This is a genomic window from Rahnella sp. PD12R (assembly GCF_019200965.1).
In the GTDB taxonomy this organism is placed as follows: Bacteria; Pseudomonadota; Gammaproteobacteria; order Enterobacterales; family Enterobacteriaceae; genus Rahnella; species Rahnella laticis.
In genome coordinates this window covers 179138-198044 of the sequence record NZ_JAHTMS010000001.1, presented here as the reverse complement: position 1 = coordinate 198044, position 18907 = coordinate 179138, and the positions used below count along the sequence as shown (strand labels likewise).

Genomic DNA, 18907 nt, shown 5'->3' with positions numbered 1-18907 from the left:
TATGGTTGACGGCTGTAAGCAGTTTACGGCCGTATGTCTCACTGAACGTACCCTGAATTATGCAGGGTAAACTGGTCCAGAGTGACCCAAAGGATAAGTTTGAACGTTGTAACACAAGAGATTTTACTGGAGCCCGAAGACAATCAGCGTCTGCTGAGCCTGTGCGGGCCGTTTGATGACAATATCAAACAACTGGAACGCCGGTTGGGCGTTGAAATCAACCGTCGTGATAACGCATTTAAACTTGTTGGAAAGAGCCTGCCGGTTGCGGCAGCCGCTGATATTCTGCGCGACTTATACGTAGACACTGCGCCGCTGCGTGGTGAGATTCAGGATATCGATCCTGAAAAAATCCATCTGGCGATTAAAGAAAGCCGCGTGCTTGAGCAAACGGCTGAAAGCGTGCCTGATTTTGGCAAAGCGGTCATCATTAAAACCAAGCGTGGCGTGATCAAACCGCGTACGAAGAATCAGGCGCAGTACGTTGCTAATATTTTGGATCACGACGTCACGTTTGGTATCGGGCCTGCCGGTACGGGTAAAACTTATCTGGCCGTTGCCGCTGCCGTTGATGCGCTGGAACGTCAGGAAGTGCGCCGTATTCTGCTGACGCGCCCTGCCGTTGAAGCCGGTGAAAAGCTGGGCTTCCTGCCGGGTGATCTGAGTCAGAAGGTGGACCCGTATCTGCGTCCGCTGTATGACGCGCTGTTCGAAATGCTCGGCTTTGAGAAAGTTGAAAAACTGATTGAGCGCAACGTTATTGAAGTGGCTCCGCTGGCATATATGCGCGGGCGTACGCTCAATGACGCCTTCATTATTCTCGATGAAAGCCAGAATACTTCCATCGAACAAATGAAGATGTTCCTGACCCGTATTGGTTTTAACTCGAAAGCGGTTATCACCGGTGACGTCACGCAAATCGACTTGCCGCGCCATCAGAAATCAGGCCTGCGCCACGCCATTGAAGTATTGTCTTCGGTTGAAGAACTGAGCTTTAACTTCTTCCACAGTGAGGACGTCGTCCGTCATCCTGTTGTCGCACGAATTGTTGTAGCTTACGAAGCGTGGGAAGAAGAAGACCAAAAACGTCGCGATGCGATTGCCGCAGAGCGTAAACATGAACATCAAAACAACGCATCCCAGCAGGTTAGTCAATGAACACGGTAATCCTCGATCTACAAATCGCTTGCGAAGAAAACGCAGGTTTACCGTCAGAAAATGACTTCCAGACCTGGCTGGAAGCTGTGCTTCCGCAGTTTCAGGAAGAGTCGGAAGTGACCATCCGCCTGGTCGACATCCCGGAAAGCCATGAATTAAACATGACTTATCGTGGCATGGATAAACCGACCAACGTGTTATCCTTCCCGTTTGAAGCTCCTCCGGGCATGGAAATGCCGCTGCTCGGCGACCTGATTATTTGTCGTCAGGTTGTTGAGAAGGAAGCCAAAGAGCAGGAAAAAGAACTTTGGGATCACTGGGCGCATATGGTTATCCACGGCAGTTTGCATTTGCTGGGTTATGACCATATCGTTGATGAAGAAGCCGAAGAGATGGAAGCGATTGAAACTGAAATCATGCTGGGACTGGGTTATCCTGATCCCTATATTTCGGAAAAAGAAGACAACTGAAAATAGCCCGGATTCATACAACGCGTGCTACGGAGATCACTCTCCCGCAGGCGTTTCAGGCTAAGAGTTGATCATAATGACCACCAACACGAGAAAACTAAACCAAACGCCATGAGCGATGACCATTCACAAAATAGTGACAGCCCCAGTCCCAAGAAGGGCTTCTTTTCCCTTATCCTTAACCAGCTCTTTCACGGTGAACCTAAAAACCGTGGCGATTTGGTTGAGCTGATCCGTGACTCAGAACAAAACGATCTGATCGACCCCGATACCCGTGACATGCTGGAAGGCGTGATGGATATCGCCGAGCAGCGCGTCCGGGACATCATGATCCCACGTTCTCAAATGATCACGCTCAAACGCAATCAACCGCTGGAAGAGTGCCTCGATGTCATCATCGAATCCGCACACTCCCGCTTCCCGGTGATCAGCGAAGATAAGGATCACATTGAAGGCATCCTGATGGCCAAAGACCTGCTGCCGTTTATGCGCACAGAGTCCGAGCCATTCAGCATTGATAAAGTGCTGAGAACCGCCGTGGTGGTTCCCGAAAGCAAACGTGTTGACCGCATGCTGAAGGAGTTTCGCTCCCAGCGTTACCATATGGCGATTGTTGTCGATGAATTCGGCGGCGTATCCGGCCTGGTCACTATCGAAGATATTCTCGAACTGATTGTCGGTGAGATCGACGATGAGTATGACGAAGCTGAAGATCTGGATATCCGCCAGCTTAGCCGCCATACCTACACCGTCCGGGCGCTGGCACCGATTGAAGATTTTAACGAAGTCTTCCAGACCCATTACAGTGACGACGAAGTCGATACGATTGGTGGTCTGGTTATGCAGTCCTTCGGCCATTTACCGGCACGAGGCGAAAGCATTGAAATTGACGGTTACCTGTTCAAGGTTGCGATGGCAGACAGCCGCCGTATTATTCAGGTTCACGTAAAAATACCGGACGACGCGCCGCAACCGATACTGGAAGAATAATTACTCCATGGCAATTGCCTCTTTATATCAACGCCAGCGGGTTCGCGCCCTGCTGGCGCTCTTATTCGGTGCCTGTGGCACCCTCGCTTTTTCCCCCTATGATTTCTGGCCTGCCGCAATCGTCTCACTCTGCGGTCTGCTGGCATTTACGCTGGATCGCCGTCCGGCGCAATCCGCGTGGATAGGTTTCTGCTGGGGATTTGGCCTGTTTGGAACAGGCGTCAACTGGGTTTACGTCAGTATCGCCACCTTTGGCGGCATGCCGGAAGCCATCAACCTTTTCCTGGTGATTTTGCTGGCGGCTTATTTGTCGCTGTACACCATGCTGTTTGCCGGTATTTTCAGCAAACTCTGGCCAAAAACCACCTGGTGGAAACTGGCAATTGCCGCGCCTGCACTGTGGCAAATTACTGAATTCCTACGCGGTTGGGTACTGACCGGCTTTCCGTGGCTTGAATTCGGTTACAGCCAGATCAATGGCCCCCTGAAAGGCCTTGCGCCAATCACCGGTGTGAACGGCATTACGCTGTTACTAACTTCACTGAGCGGTCTGCTGGTTTATGCCATTTACCAGCGCCGGAAAGCCCCGGGTATTATTGCGCTGGCAATGTTGTTGCTGCCATGGCCGCTGCGTCATATCCACTGGTATCAGGAACAGCCTGAGAAAGCTGTTGATGTTGCACTGGTTCAGGGCAACATTCCGCAGTCCATGAAATGGGATCCGAAGGCGCTGGAAAGCGCACTGCAAACGTATCTGGATCTCAGCCGTCCTTATCTTGGCAAATCCAGCATGATCATCTGGCCGGAATCCGCGATTTCCGATATTGAGTCCGATCAGCAGGGCTTCCTGAGCATGGTGGATAATATTTACCGTTCTCACGGGACTCAGCTGGTCACCGGGATTATCGACGCACGCCGCAATGAAGAAGGCATGAAGGTGTACAACAGCGCCATCGTGCTGGGCGGTGAACAAACTTATCGCTACCCGGACGACAACCGTTTCAACAAACACCATCTGGTGCCCTTTGGTGAATTTGTTCCTCTGGAAACGCTGCTGCGCCCTCTCGCGCCGTTCTTCGATTTGCCAATGTCAGGCCTGACCAGCGGGGATTATGTGCAAAAGCCGTTGTTTGTCAGCGGGCTCAATCTGACCACCGCTATTTGTTATGAAGTGGTATTTGGCGAACAGGTGCGCGACAACCTGCGGCCGGACACCAACTTCCTGCTGACCATTTCCAACGATGCCTGGTTCGGACATTCGATTGGCCCGTGGCAGCATTTCCAGATGGCGCGTATGCGTTCGCTGGAATTAGGCCGCCCGTTGCTGCGCAGCACCAACAACGGTATTACCGCCGTAGTGAATGCTCAGGGCGATGTAACCGCCCAAATTCCGCAGTTTACCCGTCAGGTGCTGAACGTGAAGGTCACGCCGACAACCGGTATGACGCCGTATGCTCGCGTTGGCTGGTGGCCGGTGTGGATAGTAACCCTCATCATGGCCGTCGCGGCACTGTGGCTGGGCCGTCGCAAAAATTGAGTTTTCGTATTTTCTCTTTAAATCAGGCGTCTTCGGGCGCCTGAACTGTTTTGTCGCATCTTCTTTTTAACCCCAGCAATCTTCCCCTTTTACCTGCTGTCGTTTGTGATAAACCCGGCATTAAGCGCTGATTATCTGACCGGTGATGAAGTTAAATCAGGCTTTCTGGCATGACTCTTGCTACATCTAATTGAAAGATATCTGATTAGTTACTTTTTATGACGTCGTGCATCATTTTGGAACAAAAAGGCTATTCCTCATGCACTTTCAAAGTGCATAGCCCGTTAATTGCTTTTAATTGGTGCGTGTCTCGTCTCAAAAAAGAAACAATGTGGTTTCATAAAATTCACATTCAGTTATTTTCTAGCTTCATATGACGAGGCATTAGCACTTTCTGATCCGTGATTTGGATCCCTAATGACAGCAAGGAGTTGGACATGCAATTGCGCAAATTGGCGTTATCCGTAGTGTTGGCAAGCGTTGCCGTAAGCAGCTTTGCTCACGCAGAAGAACTGACCGGCACCCTGAAAAAAATCAAAGACAATGGCGTTATCGTGGTAGGTCACCGCGAATCCTCAGTGCCATTCTCTTACTACAATAACGAACAGAAAGTCGTAGGTTATTCACAGGACTATTCCGACGCCATTGTTGACGCGGTTAAGAAAAAACTGAACCTGCCAAACCTGCAGGTCAAAATGATGCCAATCACCTCGCAGAACCGTATTCCGTTGCTGCAAAACGGCACCTATGATTTTGAGTGTGGTTCTACCACCAACAACCTCGAGCGCCAGCAGCAAGCCGCTTTCTCCGACACTATCTTCGTTATCGGCACCCGTCTGTTAGTGAAGAAAGGGTCTGAGATTAAAGACTTCGCTGATCTGAAAGGCAAAACCGTTGTGGTGACTTCCGGGACAACCTCTGAAGTGCTGCTTAATAAGCTTAACGAAGAGAAAAAACTGGATCTGCGCATCATCAGCGCGAAAGACCACGGTGACTCGTTCCGTACTCTGGAAACCGGTCGTGCCGTTGCCTTCATGATGGATGACGCCCTGTTAGCCGGTGAACGTGCGAAAGCCAAAAAACCAGACAACTGGGAAATCATCGGGACTCCGCAGTCCAAAGAAGCGTATGGCTGCATGATGCGTAAAGATGATGCCGACTTCAAAAAACTGGTCGATGACACCATCGTGAAAGCACAGACTTCCGGTGAAGCGACCAAGTGGTTTGAAACCTGGTTCAAAAAACCGATTCCTCCGAAGAATCTGAACATGAACTTTGAACTGTCTGACGACATGAAAGCCCTGTTCAAAGCACCAAACGATAAAGCACTGTAAAAAAATACCAGACAGACGGGTATAACCAAGAGAAGTGTAATTAAAGAATAAGGCTGGACCACCAGCCTGTGATGATGCAGACCGGATGCGGGGTGGTCGTTCCCCACCCCGCATATCCTTCCAATCATTTTTCACGCGGATCACGTCATCACTCAGATGGGTAGTTCATTACCCGGTTTACGGAGTTTTTATGTCAATAGATTGGAACTGGGGCATATTTTTGCAACAAGCCCCCTTTGGGAATACCACCTACCTTGGCTGGATTTGGAATGGATTTCAGGTCACCGTCGCGCTGTCGATTTGCGCCTGGATTATCGCGTTCTTCGTCGGTTCACTTTTCGGGATACTGCGTACCGTTCCCAACCGAATCCTTTCCGGTATCGGCACCTGTTACGTTGAACTCTTCCGTAACGTGCCACTCATTGTGCAATTCTTTATCTGGTATCTGGTTGTGCCTGAACTGCTGCCCGAAAATATCGGTATGTGGTTTAAATCAGAGCTGGCACCGAATGTGCAATTCTTCTCCTCGTCAGTAATCTGTCTCGGTCTGTTCACCGCTGCCCGCGTGTGCGAGCAGGTGCGTGCGGCCATTCAGTCACTGCCAAGCGGCCAGCGTAATGCCGGTCTGGCAATGGGCCTGACGCTGCCTCAGACCTATCGTTATGTTTTGCTGCCGAACGCGTACCGCGTGATCGTGCCACCGATGACATCCGAAATGGTTAACCTGGTCAAAAACTCGGCTATCGCGTCCACCATCGGTTTGGTCGATATGGCGGCACAAGCCGGCAAGTTGCTTGATTACTCCGCTCATGCGTATGAATCATTTACTGCGATTACCGTTGCCTACGTCCTTATCAATGCCGTCATCATGCTCCTGATGCATTTTGTAGAACGTAAAGTCCGCCTGCCGGGCAACATGGGAGGTAAATAAGAATGCATGAATTTGACTGGAGTTCTATCGGCCCCGGCCTGCCGTATTTGTGGCAGGGCATGGTCATCACCCTGAAAATCACGTCGCTGGCGATTGTTGTCGGTATCCTCTGGGGTACGCTGCTGGCGGTGATGCGTTTATCGTCTTTCAAACCGGTCAGCTGGTTTGCCTCGGCTTATGTCAACCTGTTCCGCGCCGTGCCGCTGGTCATGGTGTTGTTGTGGTTCTATCTGATTGTGCCCGGCTTCCTGCAAAAAGTGCTCGGTTTATCCCCTAAGACGGATATCCGCCTGATTTCAGCGATGGTTGCGTTCGCCTTGTTTGAAGCGGCCTACTATTCCGAAATCATTCGCGCCGGGATTATCAGTATTGCCCGCGGGCAATCTTCTGCCGCGCTGGCGCTGGGCATGACCCAATGGCAGTCCATGCAACTGGTGATTTTGCCGCAGGCCTTCCGCGCGATGGTGCCGTTGTTACTGACCCAGGCGATCGTCTTATTCCAGGATACCTCGCTGGTGTATGTTCTGGGCCTCGCCGACTTCTTCCGCAGCGCATCCAATATCGGCGACCGTGACGGTACGCTGGTAGAGATGGTGCTGTTTGCAGGACTTATTTACTTTGTTATCAGCCTTTCCGCTTCCTTGCTGGTGCGTTATTTGAAGAAAAGGACCGTTTCATGATTTCACTGAAGAATGTTTCTAAATGGTACGGGCACTTTCAGGTGCTGACCGAGTGCAGCACCGAAGTTAAAAAAGGTGAAGTTGTGGTTGTTTGCGGGCCTTCCGGGTCGGGTAAATCGACGCTGATCAAAACCGTTAACGGACTGGAGCCGATTCAGAAAGGCGAAATCCTGGTCAACGGCACGCCGGTCAATGACAAAAAAACCAATCTGGCTCAGCTGCGCGCAAAAGTCGGCATGGTGTTCCAGCATTTTGAGCTGTTCCCGCATTTATCGATCATCGACAACCTGACGCTTGCTCAGGTAAAAGTGCTGAAACGCGATAAAGCAGCCTCGAAAGAAAAAGGCCTGAAATTGCTGGAACGTGTGGGCTTATCCGCTCACGCCAACAAATTCCCCGGCCAGCTTTCCGGCGGACAGCAGCAGCGTGTCGCTATCGCCCGCGCATTATGTATGGATCCTATCGCTATGCTGTTTGACGAACCGACTTCCGCACTTGATCCGGAAATGATCAACGAAGTGCTGGACGTAATGGTTGAGCTGGCAAACGAAGGCATGACAATGATGGTGGTCACCCACGAAATGGGCTTTGCCCGTAAAGTGGCAAACCGCGTGATTTTCATGGATGAAGGTAAAATTGTGGAAGACCGTAATAAAGACGACTTCTTCAATAATCCGGAATCTGATCGTGCCCGCGATTTCCTGGCGAAAATCCTGCACTAAAACGTGAATTGCCTGCTTCCGGTCTGCTCCGGAAGCAGGCAATCAAATATCACGGTTCAAACGGGCGACGGCTAAATTCGGTATTTCCGCATTTTGGACAGCGGCTCAGAATTTCTGGCGTGTATACCGCCAGATGAAAATGACAATTTTCACAAACCAGATTTCCCAGCCCCACCACTTCCCCGCTGTGATAAATGCCATGATGGCTGACGTCTTTAAACACTTCTTTCCATTCCAGCTGCGTTTTGTCCGTCAGGTCAGCCAGTTCTTTCCACAGACTTTCTTTAATCACACGTAAAAATACGCTGTCGGTTCCGTCATCTTCAGCCACCGCGCGCTGACTTTCGCCGTAACTGCGCGCGAACTCATGCAGGTCGCGCCTGACGGCGGAGGTTAACTGTTCAATCTGAATTTCTGACAACTTACCTTCATGTTGCAGACGGACACGGGCATCCTGCACCAGTGCGCTGATATCACGTTCGCCATTTTTTAACCGCTCGGTCAGCGAAGACACTAACTGGCGGTAAGATTGCGTAATATTGCTCATAACTTCCTCTCCTTGAACTGACATGACCGTTTGCCCGGCGGGAGCGTATTGTCTTTATTTTAGACGTAAATCCCTGATACGTTGCGCAGATTATCCCGGGCTGGCTCGCAGATTATGAATAATGCGTCAGAAGAAGGCAGAAATCCCCGTTAGCCCTTCAGCGGGTGTTGTTGCACCCTCCGCTTATCGGCTATGCTATGCGGATCTTTTGATTAAAACTTTTTGAGCTACAGGCGTAGCTGTTTTCACTCACAGGACCACCGGCCGCCATGCAAGAGCAATACCGTCCAGAAGACATTGAGTCACACGTTCAGCTTCACTGGCAAGAGAAGCAAACCTTCAAAGTTACCGAACAGCCTGGTAAGGAGAAATATTACTGTCTCTCCATGTTGCCTTATCCGTCAGGTCGTCTCCACATGGGACACGTGCGCAACTACACCATTGGTGACGTGATTTCCCGTTACCAGCGCATGCTCGGTAAAAATGTTCTGCAGCCTATCGGCTGGGATGCATTCGGCCTGCCAGCCGAAGGTGCCGCGGTGAAAAACAACACAGCACCGGCGCCGTGGACTTACGAAAACATCGAATACATGAAGAACCAGCTGAAACTGCTGGGCTTCGGCTATGACTGGGATCGCGAAATCGCGACCTGCAAACCGGATTACTACCGTTGGGAACAATGGTTCTTCACCAAGCTTTATGAAAAAGGCCTGGTTTATAAGAAGACTTCCGCCGTTAACTGGTGCCCGCATGACCTGACCGTTCTGGCGAACGAACAGGTTATCGACGGTTGCTGCTGGCGTTGTGATACCAAGGTTGAGCGTAAAGAAATTCCACAGTGGTTTATCAAAATCACCGATTACGCCGATCAGCTGCTCAACGATCTGGACACGCTGGAAAGCTGGCCTGAGCAGGTTAAAACCATGCAGCGTAACTGGATTGGCCGTTCCGAAGGTGTGGAAATCACTTTCGACGTGGCGGACAGCGACGAAAAAGTCACGGTTTACACGACCCGTCCTGATACTTTCATGGGCGCAACCTATGTGGCTGTTGCCGCCGGTCACCCGCTGGCACAACAGGGCGCTATCAATAATCCAGCCCTGAACGATTTCATTGACGAATGCCGCAATACCAAAGTTGCCGAAGCAGAAATGGCAACCATGGAGAAAAAAGGCATGGCAACGGGCCTGTATGCGGTTCATCCGCTGTCAGGTGAAAAACTGCCGGTTTGGGTCGCCAACTTTGTCCTGATGGAATACGGCACAGGCGCAGTAATGGCCGTTCCGGGCCACGACCAGCGCGACTGGGAATTTGCCACCAAATATAACCTGCAGATTAAGCCCGTTATTTTGAATCTGGATGGCAGCCAGCCGGACGTCAACGCAGAAGCCATGACCGAAAAAGGCACGCTGTTCAATTCCGGCGAATTCGACGGTCTGAATCACGAAGATGGCTTCAATGCGATTGCCGATAAACTGGTCGCTCAGGGCGTGGGCCAGCGCAAAGTGAACTATCGTCTGCGCGACTGGGGGGTTTCCCGTCAGCGTTACTGGGGTGCGCCAATCCCGATGATCACACTGGAAGACGGTACTGTTATCCCGACACCAGAAGATCAGTTGCCGGTTATCCTGCCGGAAGACGTCGTCATGGACGGCATCACCAGCCCGATTAAAGCCGATCCTGAGTGGGCGAAAACTACAGTGAACGGTATGCCGGGTCTGCGTGAAACCGACACTTTCGATACCTTCATGGAATCATCCTGGTACTACGCGCGTTACACCTGCCCGCAGTATGACGAAGGCATGCTGGATCCGGCTGCGGCTAACTACTGGCTGCCGGTTGATCAGTATGTTGGTGGTATCGAACACGCCATCATGCACCTGATGTATTTCCGCTTCTTCCACAAACTGATGCGCGATGCGGGCCTGGTCGATTCTGACGAACCGGCTAAACGTCTGCTGTGTCAGGGCATGGTTCTGGCGGATGCGTTCTACTACACCGGCAACGGCGGCGAGCGCGTCTGGGTTTCTCCGGCCGATGCTACCGTTGAGCGCGACGAAAAAGGCCGTATCACCAAAGCGACTGACCCACAGGGCCGCGAGCTGGTTTATGCCGGCATGAGCAAGATGTCCAAGTCTAAAAACAACGGCATCGACCCGCAGGTCATGGTTGATAAATACGGCGCGGATACCGTACGTCTGTTCATGATGTTCGCTTCTCCGGCAGAAATGACGCTGGAATGGCAGGAATCCGGCGTTGAAGGGGCGAACCGCTTCCTGAAACGTGTCTGGAAACTGGCTTATGAACATTCCGAAAAAGGCCCGGCCGTTGCCCTTGATGCGGCTTCCCTGAACGAAGCGCAAAAAGATCTGCGTCGCGACCTGCATAAAACGATCGCCAAAGTCACCGACGATATTGGCCGTCGTCAGACTTTCAATACCGCAATCGCCGCGGTGATGGAGCTGATGAACAAGCTGGGCCGCGCACCTCAGGAAACTGAACAGGATCGCGCACTGTTGCAGGAAGCTCTGCTGGCCGTTGTCCGCATGCTTTATCCGTTCACCCCGCACGTTTGCTTCAGCCTCTGGCAGGCGCTGAACGGTGAAGGTGATGTGGATACTGCGCCGTGGCCACAGGCTGATGAGCAGGCCATGGTCGAAGATTCCAAACTGGTCGTTGTGCAGGTGAATGGTAAAGTACGTGCTAAAATCACCGTAGCCGCTGATGCTACCGAGCAACAAGTGCGCGAGCGTGCGGCAGAAGAACATTTGGTCGCAAAATATCTGGATGGGGTTACGGTCCGCAAAGTAATCTACGTCCCGGGCAAACTGCTTAACCTGGTTGTAGGTTGAGTCAAGGAGGATCTGTGCGACATCCTATAATGACGCTGCTGCTGACCGCAGCAGTGCTGGTAACAGCAGGCTGTGGTTTTCACTTACGTGGAAAAACCAACGTTCCGGACGAGCTGAGAACCATCGTTCTGGACAGTAGTGACCCGTACGGTCCGTTGACGCGTAACATACGAACTCAGTTACGTCTGAGTAACGTCACCATTGTTGATGATCCAACCAAAGAACAGCGTAAGAATATTCCGTCGCTGCGTATCGGTGGTGAATCGACGGGCAGAAGCACCGCGTCAATTTTCCAGGACGGGAAAACAGCTGAATACCAGATGCAAATGGACGTCAGTGCAACAGTCCTGATGCCGGGTAAAGACCTCTATCCGATCCATGTAAAAGTGTTCCGCGCCTTCTTTGACAACCCGTTAACGGCGCTGGCAAAAGATAACGAGCAGGACATTATTATCGGAGAGATGCGTCAGCAGGCGGCTCAGCAGCTGATCCGTAAGTTACTGACGGTTCATGCGTCAGAACTGCGTAAAGCGGATGAAGTGAATGGCCAGGTAGAAGTGATTTCTACCCGGTCAGCTGACAGCACGTCGTATGATACCTCTGAAGTATCAACCCCGGCTCCGGCCAGCACTTCCGCAAAATGATCCGAATTTACCCGGAACAACTTGCCGCGCAGCTCCGTGAGGGGCTGCGCGCCTGTTATCTGTTATGTGGAAACGATCCTCTGCTTTTGCAGGAAAGTCAGGACAGCATCCGTAAAGCGGCTCAGCTTTCTGATTTTCAGGAACACTACACTTTTGCCCTCGACACCCATACCGAATGGGAGTCAATTTTCAGTATCTGTCAGGCGCTGAGCCTGTTTGCCAGCCGCCAGACCCTGATGCTGATCCTGCCTGATAATGGCCCGACTGCGCCGATGGCAGAACAATTACTCAAGCTGACCACCCTTTTGCATGACGACATCTTACTGTTGCTGCGCGGAACCAAACTGACCAAAGCGCAGGAAAACAGCGCATGGTTTAAAGCGCTGAGTGATAAAGGCGTGTTTGTCAGCTGTCAGACGCCGGAACAGGCGCAGCTTCCCCGCTGGGTCACACGCCGCGCTCAGGCGTTATCGCTTGAACTGGATGAACCGGCAAACCAGCTTTTATGTTATTGCTATGAAGGCAATCTGCTGGCGTTAGCTCAGTCCCTCGAGCGGCTTTCCCTGCTTTATCCTGACGGAAAACTCACGCTGCCACGCGTTGAAACGGCCGTCAACGACGCCGCGCACTTTACGCCCTATCACTGGCTCGACGCACTGCTGGCAGGTAAAAGCAAACGTGCCTGGCACATCTTGCGTCAGCTACAGCAGGAAGACAGCGAACCGGTTATTTTGCTGCGAACCGTGCAACGCGAACTTCTGATGCTGCTTAACCTGAAGCGTAAAATGGATTCGACGCCATTGCGCACGCTCTTTGATCAGCAAAAGGTCTGGCAAAACCGCCGGACGCTGGTGACGCAGGCGTTACAACGTTTATCACTCGAACATCTGACGCAGGCTGTCCGTTTGCTGACTCAAATGGAAATCACCCTGAAACAGGATTATGGTCAGTCTGTCTGGTCAGAACTGGAAAGCCTCTCCATGTTATTGTGTGGAAAACCGCTGCCGGTTGATTATGTAGGTTCGGGTTCGTATTGAAGCAGGACACCGGTATGTCACTCACCACTTCACATTCTTTCTCACGCCCGGCACCATTACTGGCTTTCTTCGGCGGAACCTTTGATCCGATTCATTTCGGGCACCTGAAACCGGTGACCAGCCTGGCCGGACAGGCCGGATTTGCTCAGGTCATTTTGTTGCCAAACAACGTGCCGCCTCATCGCCCGCAACCGGAAGCCAGCTCGCAACAGCGTCTGCACATGGTTGAGCTGGCCGTTGCAGGTAATCCGTTGTTTTCCGTGGACTCACGTGAGCTGAATGTCGATACGCCGTCCTACACCATTGAGACACTTGCAACGTTACGTAAAGAACATGGCGATGATTGCCCGCTGGCGTTTATCATTGGCCAGGATTCATTGCTGACCTTGCACAAGTGGCACCGCTGGGAATCGTTGCTCGATTTTTGTCATCTGGTGGTGATGGCGCGTCCGGGATATCAGGAACAGCTCGATACGCCGGCGCTCCAGCGCTGGTACGACGCACACCGGGTGGCCGATGCGGAGAAACTCAAACTGAAACCCGCCGGATTCATTTATCAGGCCAATACGCCGCTGCTAGATATTTCAGCGACGGAAATCCGCGAACGACGTCATGCGGGGCTTGATTGCTCAGATTTGCTGCCATCTGCCGTTGAGCGCTATATAGAATCACAGGGCTTGTACCGCGAGTAGCTAACGCGTGGTATACTGCGCCGCTTAATTTCGGCTCTCGATAACGCTGCGTGATTAACCAATACAATGTATTGATTGTTAAACGTTTTCAGTTGTTTTCCTGATTACCGCTATGTGTATCCATCATGAGACGGGCCTTTACTTCGGTGATTCACCGTCGGCTGTCTTGTGAGGTCAATTGTTTCAAACATCCCCAGGGGGAACCTTTGCAAGGTAAAGCGCTCCAAGATTTTGTTGTCGATAAAGTCGACGACCTGAAAGCACAAGACATCATTGCCATTGATGTTAAAGGTAAATCCAGTATTACTGATTGCATGATTATTTGTACCGGTACATCCAGCCGCCATGTAGTGGCTATCGCCGGACATCTGGTTGAAGAAGTGAAAGCGGCCGGTATGGACGCGATGGGCGTGAAAGGCATCAACGAAGCCGACTGGGTTGTTGTCGATCTGGGCGAAGTCATCGTTCACGTCATGCAGGAAGAAAGCCGTCAGCTTTATGAGCTCGAGAAACTCTGGGGTTAATGCGTGAAACTGCAACTTGTCGCCGTCGGCACAAAAATGCCTGACTGGGTACAAACCGGTTTTAACGATTACCTGCACCGTTTTCCGAAAGATATGCCGTTTGAACTGACTGAAGTTCCGGCAGGGAAACGCGGTAAGAACGCTGATATCAAACGCATTCTTGAAAAAGAAGGCGAACAGATGCTGGCTGCTGTCGGTAAAGGTAATCGCATTGTAACCCTGGATATTCCGGGCACACCGTGGGAAACCCCGCAACTGGCGCAACAACTGGAACGCTGGAAACAGGACGGACGAAATGTCAGCCTGTTAATCGGCGGCCCGGAAGGGCTGGCACCGGCCTGTAAAGCCGCAGCGGAACAGAGCTGGTCGCTCTCTCCGTTGACACTTCCTCACCCGCTGGTTCGGGTTCTGGTCGCGGAAAGCCTTTACCGCGCCTGGAGTATTACCACTAATCATCCATACCACCGCGAATAACGGGTGGTGAATGTCAGCAACATGAATTAAGTAGTGGGATGAAAATAGATCGTAACCCTTTTCGCGACTATACGGCTGAATCAGCCCTCTTTGTGCGCCGTGCACTGGTGGCGTTCATAGGCATTCTGCTACTTAGTGGTATCCTGGCTTTCAATTTGTATAACTTGCAGATTGTCCGTTTTCAGGATTATCAGACCCGTTCCAATGATAACCGGATCAAGCTGGTGCCGATTGCGCCAAGCCGCGGCATTATCTATGACCGCAACGGAACTCCGCTGGCGTTAAACCGCACTATTTATCAGCTCGAACTTGTGCCCGAAAAGGTCGATGATCTTCAGGCCACGCTCGAAGGGCTGAAACCTATCGTTGATTTAACCCCGGACGATATCGAGAACTTCAAAAAAGAGCGCCAGCGTTCGCGTCGCTTTACGTCTATTGCGGTGAAAACGGCTTTGACAGAAGTTCAGGTCGCACGTTTCTCCGTGAACCAGTTCCATTTCCCCGGTGTGGAAGTCAAAGGCTATCAGCGCCGCTATTACCCGTATGGCTCGGCCCTCACGCACGTTATAGGCTATGTGTCGAAAATTAACGATCGCGACGTTGAGCGTCTGGATAAAGACGGCATTCTGGCAAACTACGCCGCGACGCATGATATCGGTAAACTCGGCATCGAACGTTTTTACGAAGACACACTTCACGGCAAAACCGGCTATGAAGAAGTGGAAGTTAACAACCGTGGCCGCGTGATCCGCCAGTTGCATGAGGAGCCGCCTCAGGCCGGGAAAGATATTTATCTGACCATCGACCTGCCGCTTCAGCAATATATTGAAGTCCTGCTGACCGGCAGCCGCGCCGCCGTGGTGGTTACTGATCCGCGTGACGGCGCAATCCGCGCGCTGGTGTCTAACCCAAGCTATGATCCGAATCTGTTCGTCGACGGGATTTCCAGCAAAGACTACAGTTCGTTGTTAAACGATCCGAACAAACCGCTGATCAACCGTACCACGCAAGGCGTTTATCCTCCGGCGTCAACCGTGAAACCGTATATTTCCGTGTCGGCGCTGACGACCGGCGTGATCAACAAAAACACCTCTCTGTTTGACCCCGGCTGGTGGCAGTTACCCGGCTCAGACAAGCGCTATCGTGACTGGAAACACTGGGGTCATGGCCGCCTGAATGTGACCAAAGCCCTTGAGGAATCGGCGGATACCTTCTTCTATCAGGTTGCGTACGACATGGGGATTGACCGTCTTTCTGAATGGATGGGGAAATTCGGCTATGGTCAGTACAGCGGTATCGACTTATCCGAAGAGCGCAGCGGCAATATGCCAAACCGCGACTGGAAATTTAAACGCTTTAAAAAACCGTGGTATCAGGGTGACACTATTCCTGTCGGCATCGGTCAGGGTTACTGGACCGCAACGCCGGTGCAAATCATGAAAGCCATGACCACGCTGATTAATGACGGCAATGTCAAAACGCCGCACCTGTTGCTGAGCACGAAAGTGGATGGCAAACAGGTGCCGTATCAGCAGCAGGAAACCACGCAGATTGGCGATATCCATTCCGGTTATTGGGAAATTGCGAAAGACGGGATGTATGGCGTTGCCAACCGTCCGAACGGTACGGCCCGTAAATATTTCGCCGATGCGCCTTACAAAGCGGCTGCGAAATCCGGGACAGCACAAGTTTACGGTTTGAAAGCCAATGAAATCTATAATGCGCATAAGATTGCTGAGCATCTGCGTGACCACAAACTGATGACCTCTTTCGCGCCGTATGACAAACCGACCGTCGCCGTTGCTGTAGTGCTGGAAAACGGTGGTGCAGGCCCGGCGGTAGGGACAATTTCGCGGCAGATACTCGACCATATTTTACTGGGCGATAACACGACACAACTGCCGGCTGACGCACCCGCGCCACCGGGAACTGAAGGTGATTAACCGGCAATGACTGAGAACCAACAAAAAAGATCATTGTGGTCGAAAATGCACATCGACCTGACCATGTTGCTGATCATACTTGCGCTGCTGACATACAGTGCGTTCGTGATGTGGAGCGCCAGCGGTCAGGACATGGGCATGATGGAACGTAAAATCGGTCAGATCCTGATGGGCCTGGTGATTATGCTGGTGATGGCGCAAATTCCCCCGCGCGTTTATGAAAGCTGGGCGCCTTATCTTTATATATTCTGCGTTTTCCTGCTGGTGCTGGTCGATGCGTTTGGCAGTATCAGTAAAGGTGCGCAACGCTGGCTGGATTTAGGGATTATCAAGTTCCAGCCGTCAGAGCTGGCGAAAATAGCCGTTCCGCTGATGGTCGCCCGCTTTATCAACCGCGACGTTTGCCCGCCATCATTGAAAAATACCGCCATTGCACTGGCGCTGATTTTCATCCCTACCCTGCTGGTTGCTGCGCAGCCAGATCTCGGGACGTCAATTCTGATTGCCGCATCAGGCCTGTTTGTCCTGTTCCTGTCGGGCATGAGCTGGAAACTGATTGCCGTCGCCGCCATTCTGGTCGCCGCCTTTATTCCGATATTGTGGTTCTTCCTGATGCACGATTATCAGCGAGACCGCGTCATGATGCTGCTTGATCCGGAAAGCGATCCGCTCGGGGCGGGCTATCATATTATTCAGTCGAAAATTGCGATTGGCTCCGGCGGCCTCTCAGGCAAAGGCTGGCTGCACGGAACGCAGTCACAGCTGGAATTCTTGCCAGAGCGTCATACCGACTTTATCTTTGCCGTACTGGCCGAAGAACTGGGCCTCATCGGCGTGCTGGTTCTGCTCGGGCTTTACCTGTGCCTTATCATGCGCGGACTGGTGATCGCGGCCAATGCGCAGACCACATTTGGGCGCGTAATGTCCGGTGGTTTGATGTTGATTCTGTTCGTTTATGTGTTTGTTAACATCGGTATGGTCAGTGGTATTGTCCCGGTAGTTGGGGTACCTTTGCCTCTGGTCAGCTATGGCGGGTCGGCACTCATCGTGCTAATGGCAGGGTTTGGTATCGTCATGTCGATACATACTCATCGAAAAATGTTGTCAAAAAATTTATAGAGGTGAGCAATGCGTAAGGAGTGGCTTGGAGCTGTCATTATCGGTTTGCTGTTAAGTGGCTGCGCCACTGATGAAACTCAGCAACAACAACCGGCACCGCAACAAGCCTACAACGGCCCTGTGGTGGAAATCGGCGGGGCTGATCCGCGTTACGAACCTTATAATCAGGGCACGATGCAGGATTATACCGTCAACGGTAAAACCTATAAGATCGTCAAAGATCCGTCAAACTTCTCGCAAGTCGGTCAGGCAGCCTGGTACGGTCAGGAAAACGGCGGTAATACCACGGCGATTGGCGAAGAATTCGACCCGACAGCCATGACGGCGGCGCATCCTACCCTGCCAATTCCAAGCTATGTGCGCGTTACCAATATGGCAACCGGACGTATGCTGGTGGTGCGTGTAAATGACCGTGGCCCGTATGTTCCGGGCAAAATCATTGATTTGTCTCAGGCTGCTGCAGATCGTCTGAACCTGACTAACAGCACCAAAGTCCGCGTTGATTTCATTAACGTTGCACCGGACGGAACGATGTCAGGCCCGGGCACCATCGGTACCACCGTAGCCAAGCAATCCTATGCCCTGCCATCACGCCCGAGCCTGGGTGCCAGCAGCATGGGTACGCCGACACTGTCCTCAGAACCGGTCAACACGTCTGACGTGCGTCCGATCAGCAACAATACGCTGAGCAATCCGAACGCAGCACCGCTGACCAATGACGAAGACAGCAGCAACGCAAATGTGCCTGCGGCCACCACAATGTCCGGCAACAGCGGCGGCGGCGGTTTTCTGAGTGCGCCAACGCCATTGCGCTCGGGCGTTCTTGAAGGCAGCGAACCTGTCGCGCCGGTGGTAACAGCCAGCGCGGCGCCAGTTATCGCGGCTTCTTCCGCGCCGGTTGCCGCCGCACCCGCGCATACTACTGCCATTCCGAGCTCTGGTTATATGGTACAGGTCGGCGCACTGAGTAATCCTCAGAACGCACAGTTATGGCAGAAAAGCCTGAGCCAGCGCTTCAATGTTCCGGGCAAAGTGCAGGCCAATGGCAGCACTTACCGCGTTCAGCTTGGGCCCTTCAGCACGCGCCAGCAGGCGGTACAGCTGCAACAGCGGCTCGCCAGCGAAGCCCAGCAGCAGTCTTTTGTCACTGCCAGCATGTAATACCCCTCCGGGGCTCAGGCCCCGGACTTATAAGTCCCTTTTCTTATAAGTAAAAGTCAGTAAGCGCCGGTAATCGAAGATGTCTGACTTAT

General features: G+C 52.2%; 18 protein-coding genes. 17 read left to right on the top strand and 1 reads right to left on the bottom strand.

Annotation, left to right across the window (positions count from 1 at the left end; all coding sequences use genetic code 11):
• Nucleotides 1-81: 81 nt before the first annotated feature.
• The 8 genes from KWG64_RS00925 to KWG64_RS00890 all read left to right on the top strand — a co-directional run bounded on the left by KWG64_RS00925 (nucleotide 82) and on the right by KWG64_RS00890 (nucleotide 7822).
• Nucleotides 82-1158, top strand: coding sequence for a PhoH family protein (locus KWG64_RS00925; RefSeq protein WP_195814206.1), 1077 nt, complete (start codon nucleotides 82-84; stop codon nucleotides 1156-1158).
• On the top strand, nucleotides 1155-1628 hold the full coding sequence (gene ybeY / locus KWG64_RS00920) for an rRNA maturation RNase YbeY (protein WP_218520668.1): 474 nt from the start codon (nucleotides 1155-1157) through the stop codon (nucleotides 1626-1628). The genes KWG64_RS00925 and ybeY overlap by 4 nt, the downstream gene beginning before the upstream one ends.
• Nucleotides 1629-1739: 111 nt before the next feature.
• On the top strand, nucleotides 1740-2618 hold the full coding sequence (gene corC, locus KWG64_RS00915; RefSeq protein WP_101075684.1) for a CNNM family magnesium/cobalt transport protein CorC: 879 nt from the start codon (nucleotides 1740-1742) through the stop codon (nucleotides 2616-2618).
• Between the two features lie 7 nt (nucleotides 2619-2625).
• Entirely contained in the window at nucleotides 2626-4155 is a 1530-nt protein-coding gene (gene lnt, locus KWG64_RS00910; RefSeq protein WP_218520667.1) for an apolipoprotein N-acyltransferase, read from the top strand.
• A gap of 437 nt (nucleotides 4156-4592) precedes the next feature.
• Complete coding sequence (locus KWG64_RS00905) at nucleotides 4593-5489, top strand: amino acid ABC transporter substrate-binding protein (RefSeq protein WP_165059420.1); 897 nt, start codon at nucleotides 4593-4595, stop codon at nucleotides 5487-5489.
• A 190-nt stretch (nucleotides 5490-5679) separates the two neighbouring features.
• Complete coding sequence (locus KWG64_RS00900) at nucleotides 5680-6420, top strand: amino acid ABC transporter permease (protein ID WP_195814209.1); 741 nt, start codon at nucleotides 5680-5682, stop codon at nucleotides 6418-6420.
• A 2-nt stretch (nucleotides 6421-6422) separates the two neighbouring features.
• Nucleotides 6423-7100, top strand: coding sequence for a glutamate/aspartate ABC transporter permease GltK (gene gltK / locus KWG64_RS00895; protein ID WP_195823554.1), 678 nt, complete (start codon nucleotides 6423-6425; stop codon nucleotides 7098-7100).
• Nucleotides 7097-7822 (top strand): amino acid ABC transporter ATP-binding protein, encoded by a 726-nt coding sequence (locus tag KWG64_RS00890; protein ID WP_195814211.1) that lies wholly within the window; start codon nucleotides 7097-7099, stop codon nucleotides 7820-7822. Before gltK ends, KWG64_RS00890 begins: the two co-directional genes overlap by 4 nt.
• Before the next feature lie 49 nt (nucleotides 7823-7871).
• Here KWG64_RS00890 and KWG64_RS00885 read toward each other — a convergent pair whose 3' ends face one another.
• Entirely contained in the window at nucleotides 7872-8369 is a 498-nt protein-coding gene (locus tag KWG64_RS00885) for a zinc ribbon-containing protein (RefSeq protein WP_195814212.1), read from the bottom strand.
• A 269-nt stretch (nucleotides 8370-8638) separates the two neighbouring features.
• Here KWG64_RS00885 and leuS point away from each other — a divergent pair, with 269 nt between their 5' ends.
• The 9 genes from leuS to rlpA all read left to right on the top strand — a co-directional run bounded on the left by leuS (nucleotide 8639) and on the right by rlpA (nucleotide 18815).
• On the top strand, nucleotides 8639-11221 hold the full coding sequence (gene leuS / locus KWG64_RS00880) for a leucine--tRNA ligase (protein ID WP_218520666.1): 2583 nt from the start codon (nucleotides 8639-8641) through the stop codon (nucleotides 11219-11221).
• 14 nt (nucleotides 11222-11235) lie between these two features.
• Nucleotides 11236-11865, top strand: a complete 630-nt coding sequence (gene lptE, locus KWG64_RS00875) for an LPS assembly lipoprotein LptE (RefSeq protein ID WP_195823556.1) — start codon at nucleotides 11236-11238, stop codon at nucleotides 11863-11865.
• Nucleotides 11862-12902, top strand: a complete 1041-nt coding sequence (gene holA, locus KWG64_RS00870) for a DNA polymerase III subunit delta (RefSeq protein ID WP_195814215.1) — start codon at nucleotides 11862-11864, stop codon at nucleotides 12900-12902. Before lptE ends, holA begins: the two co-directional genes overlap by 4 nt.
• A gap of 14 nt (nucleotides 12903-12916) precedes the next feature.
• Nucleotides 12917-13594, top strand: a complete 678-nt coding sequence (gene nadD / locus KWG64_RS00865) for a nicotinate-nucleotide adenylyltransferase (RefSeq protein ID WP_195823557.1) — start codon at nucleotides 12917-12919, stop codon at nucleotides 13592-13594.
• Between the two features lie 206 nt (nucleotides 13595-13800).
• Nucleotides 13801-14118 carry a ribosome silencing factor gene (gene rsfS / locus KWG64_RS00860; protein WP_152326436.1) on the top strand — a complete coding sequence of 106 codons (318 nt, stop codon included), beginning with the start codon at nucleotides 13801-13803 and terminating at the stop codon, nucleotides 14116-14118.
• Nucleotides 14119-14121: 3 nt separating this feature from the next.
• Nucleotides 14122-14592 carry a 23S rRNA (pseudouridine(1915)-N(3))-methyltransferase RlmH gene (gene rlmH / locus KWG64_RS00855; protein WP_013576495.1) on the top strand — a complete coding sequence of 157 codons (471 nt, stop codon included), beginning with the start codon at nucleotides 14122-14124 and terminating at the stop codon, nucleotides 14590-14592.
• Between the two features lie 38 nt (nucleotides 14593-14630).
• Nucleotides 14631-16535 carry a peptidoglycan DD-transpeptidase MrdA gene (mrdA, locus tag KWG64_RS00850; protein ID WP_152326435.1) on the top strand — a complete coding sequence of 635 codons (1905 nt, stop codon included), beginning with the start codon at nucleotides 14631-14633 and terminating at the stop codon, nucleotides 16533-16535.
• Between the two features lie 6 nt (nucleotides 16536-16541).
• The gene (mrdB, locus tag KWG64_RS00845) at nucleotides 16542-17654 is read left to right on the top strand and encodes a peptidoglycan glycosyltransferase MrdB (RefSeq protein WP_112287630.1); all 1113 of its coding nucleotides are present in this window, start codon (nucleotides 16542-16544) and stop codon (nucleotides 17652-17654) included.
• A gap of 9 nt (nucleotides 17655-17663) precedes the next feature.
• A complete protein-coding gene (gene rlpA / locus KWG64_RS00840) occupies nucleotides 17664-18815 on the top strand; it encodes an endolytic peptidoglycan transglycosylase RlpA (RefSeq protein WP_218520665.1) in 1152 nt (383 codons plus the stop codon).
• Nucleotides 18816-18907 lie beyond the last annotated feature (92 nt).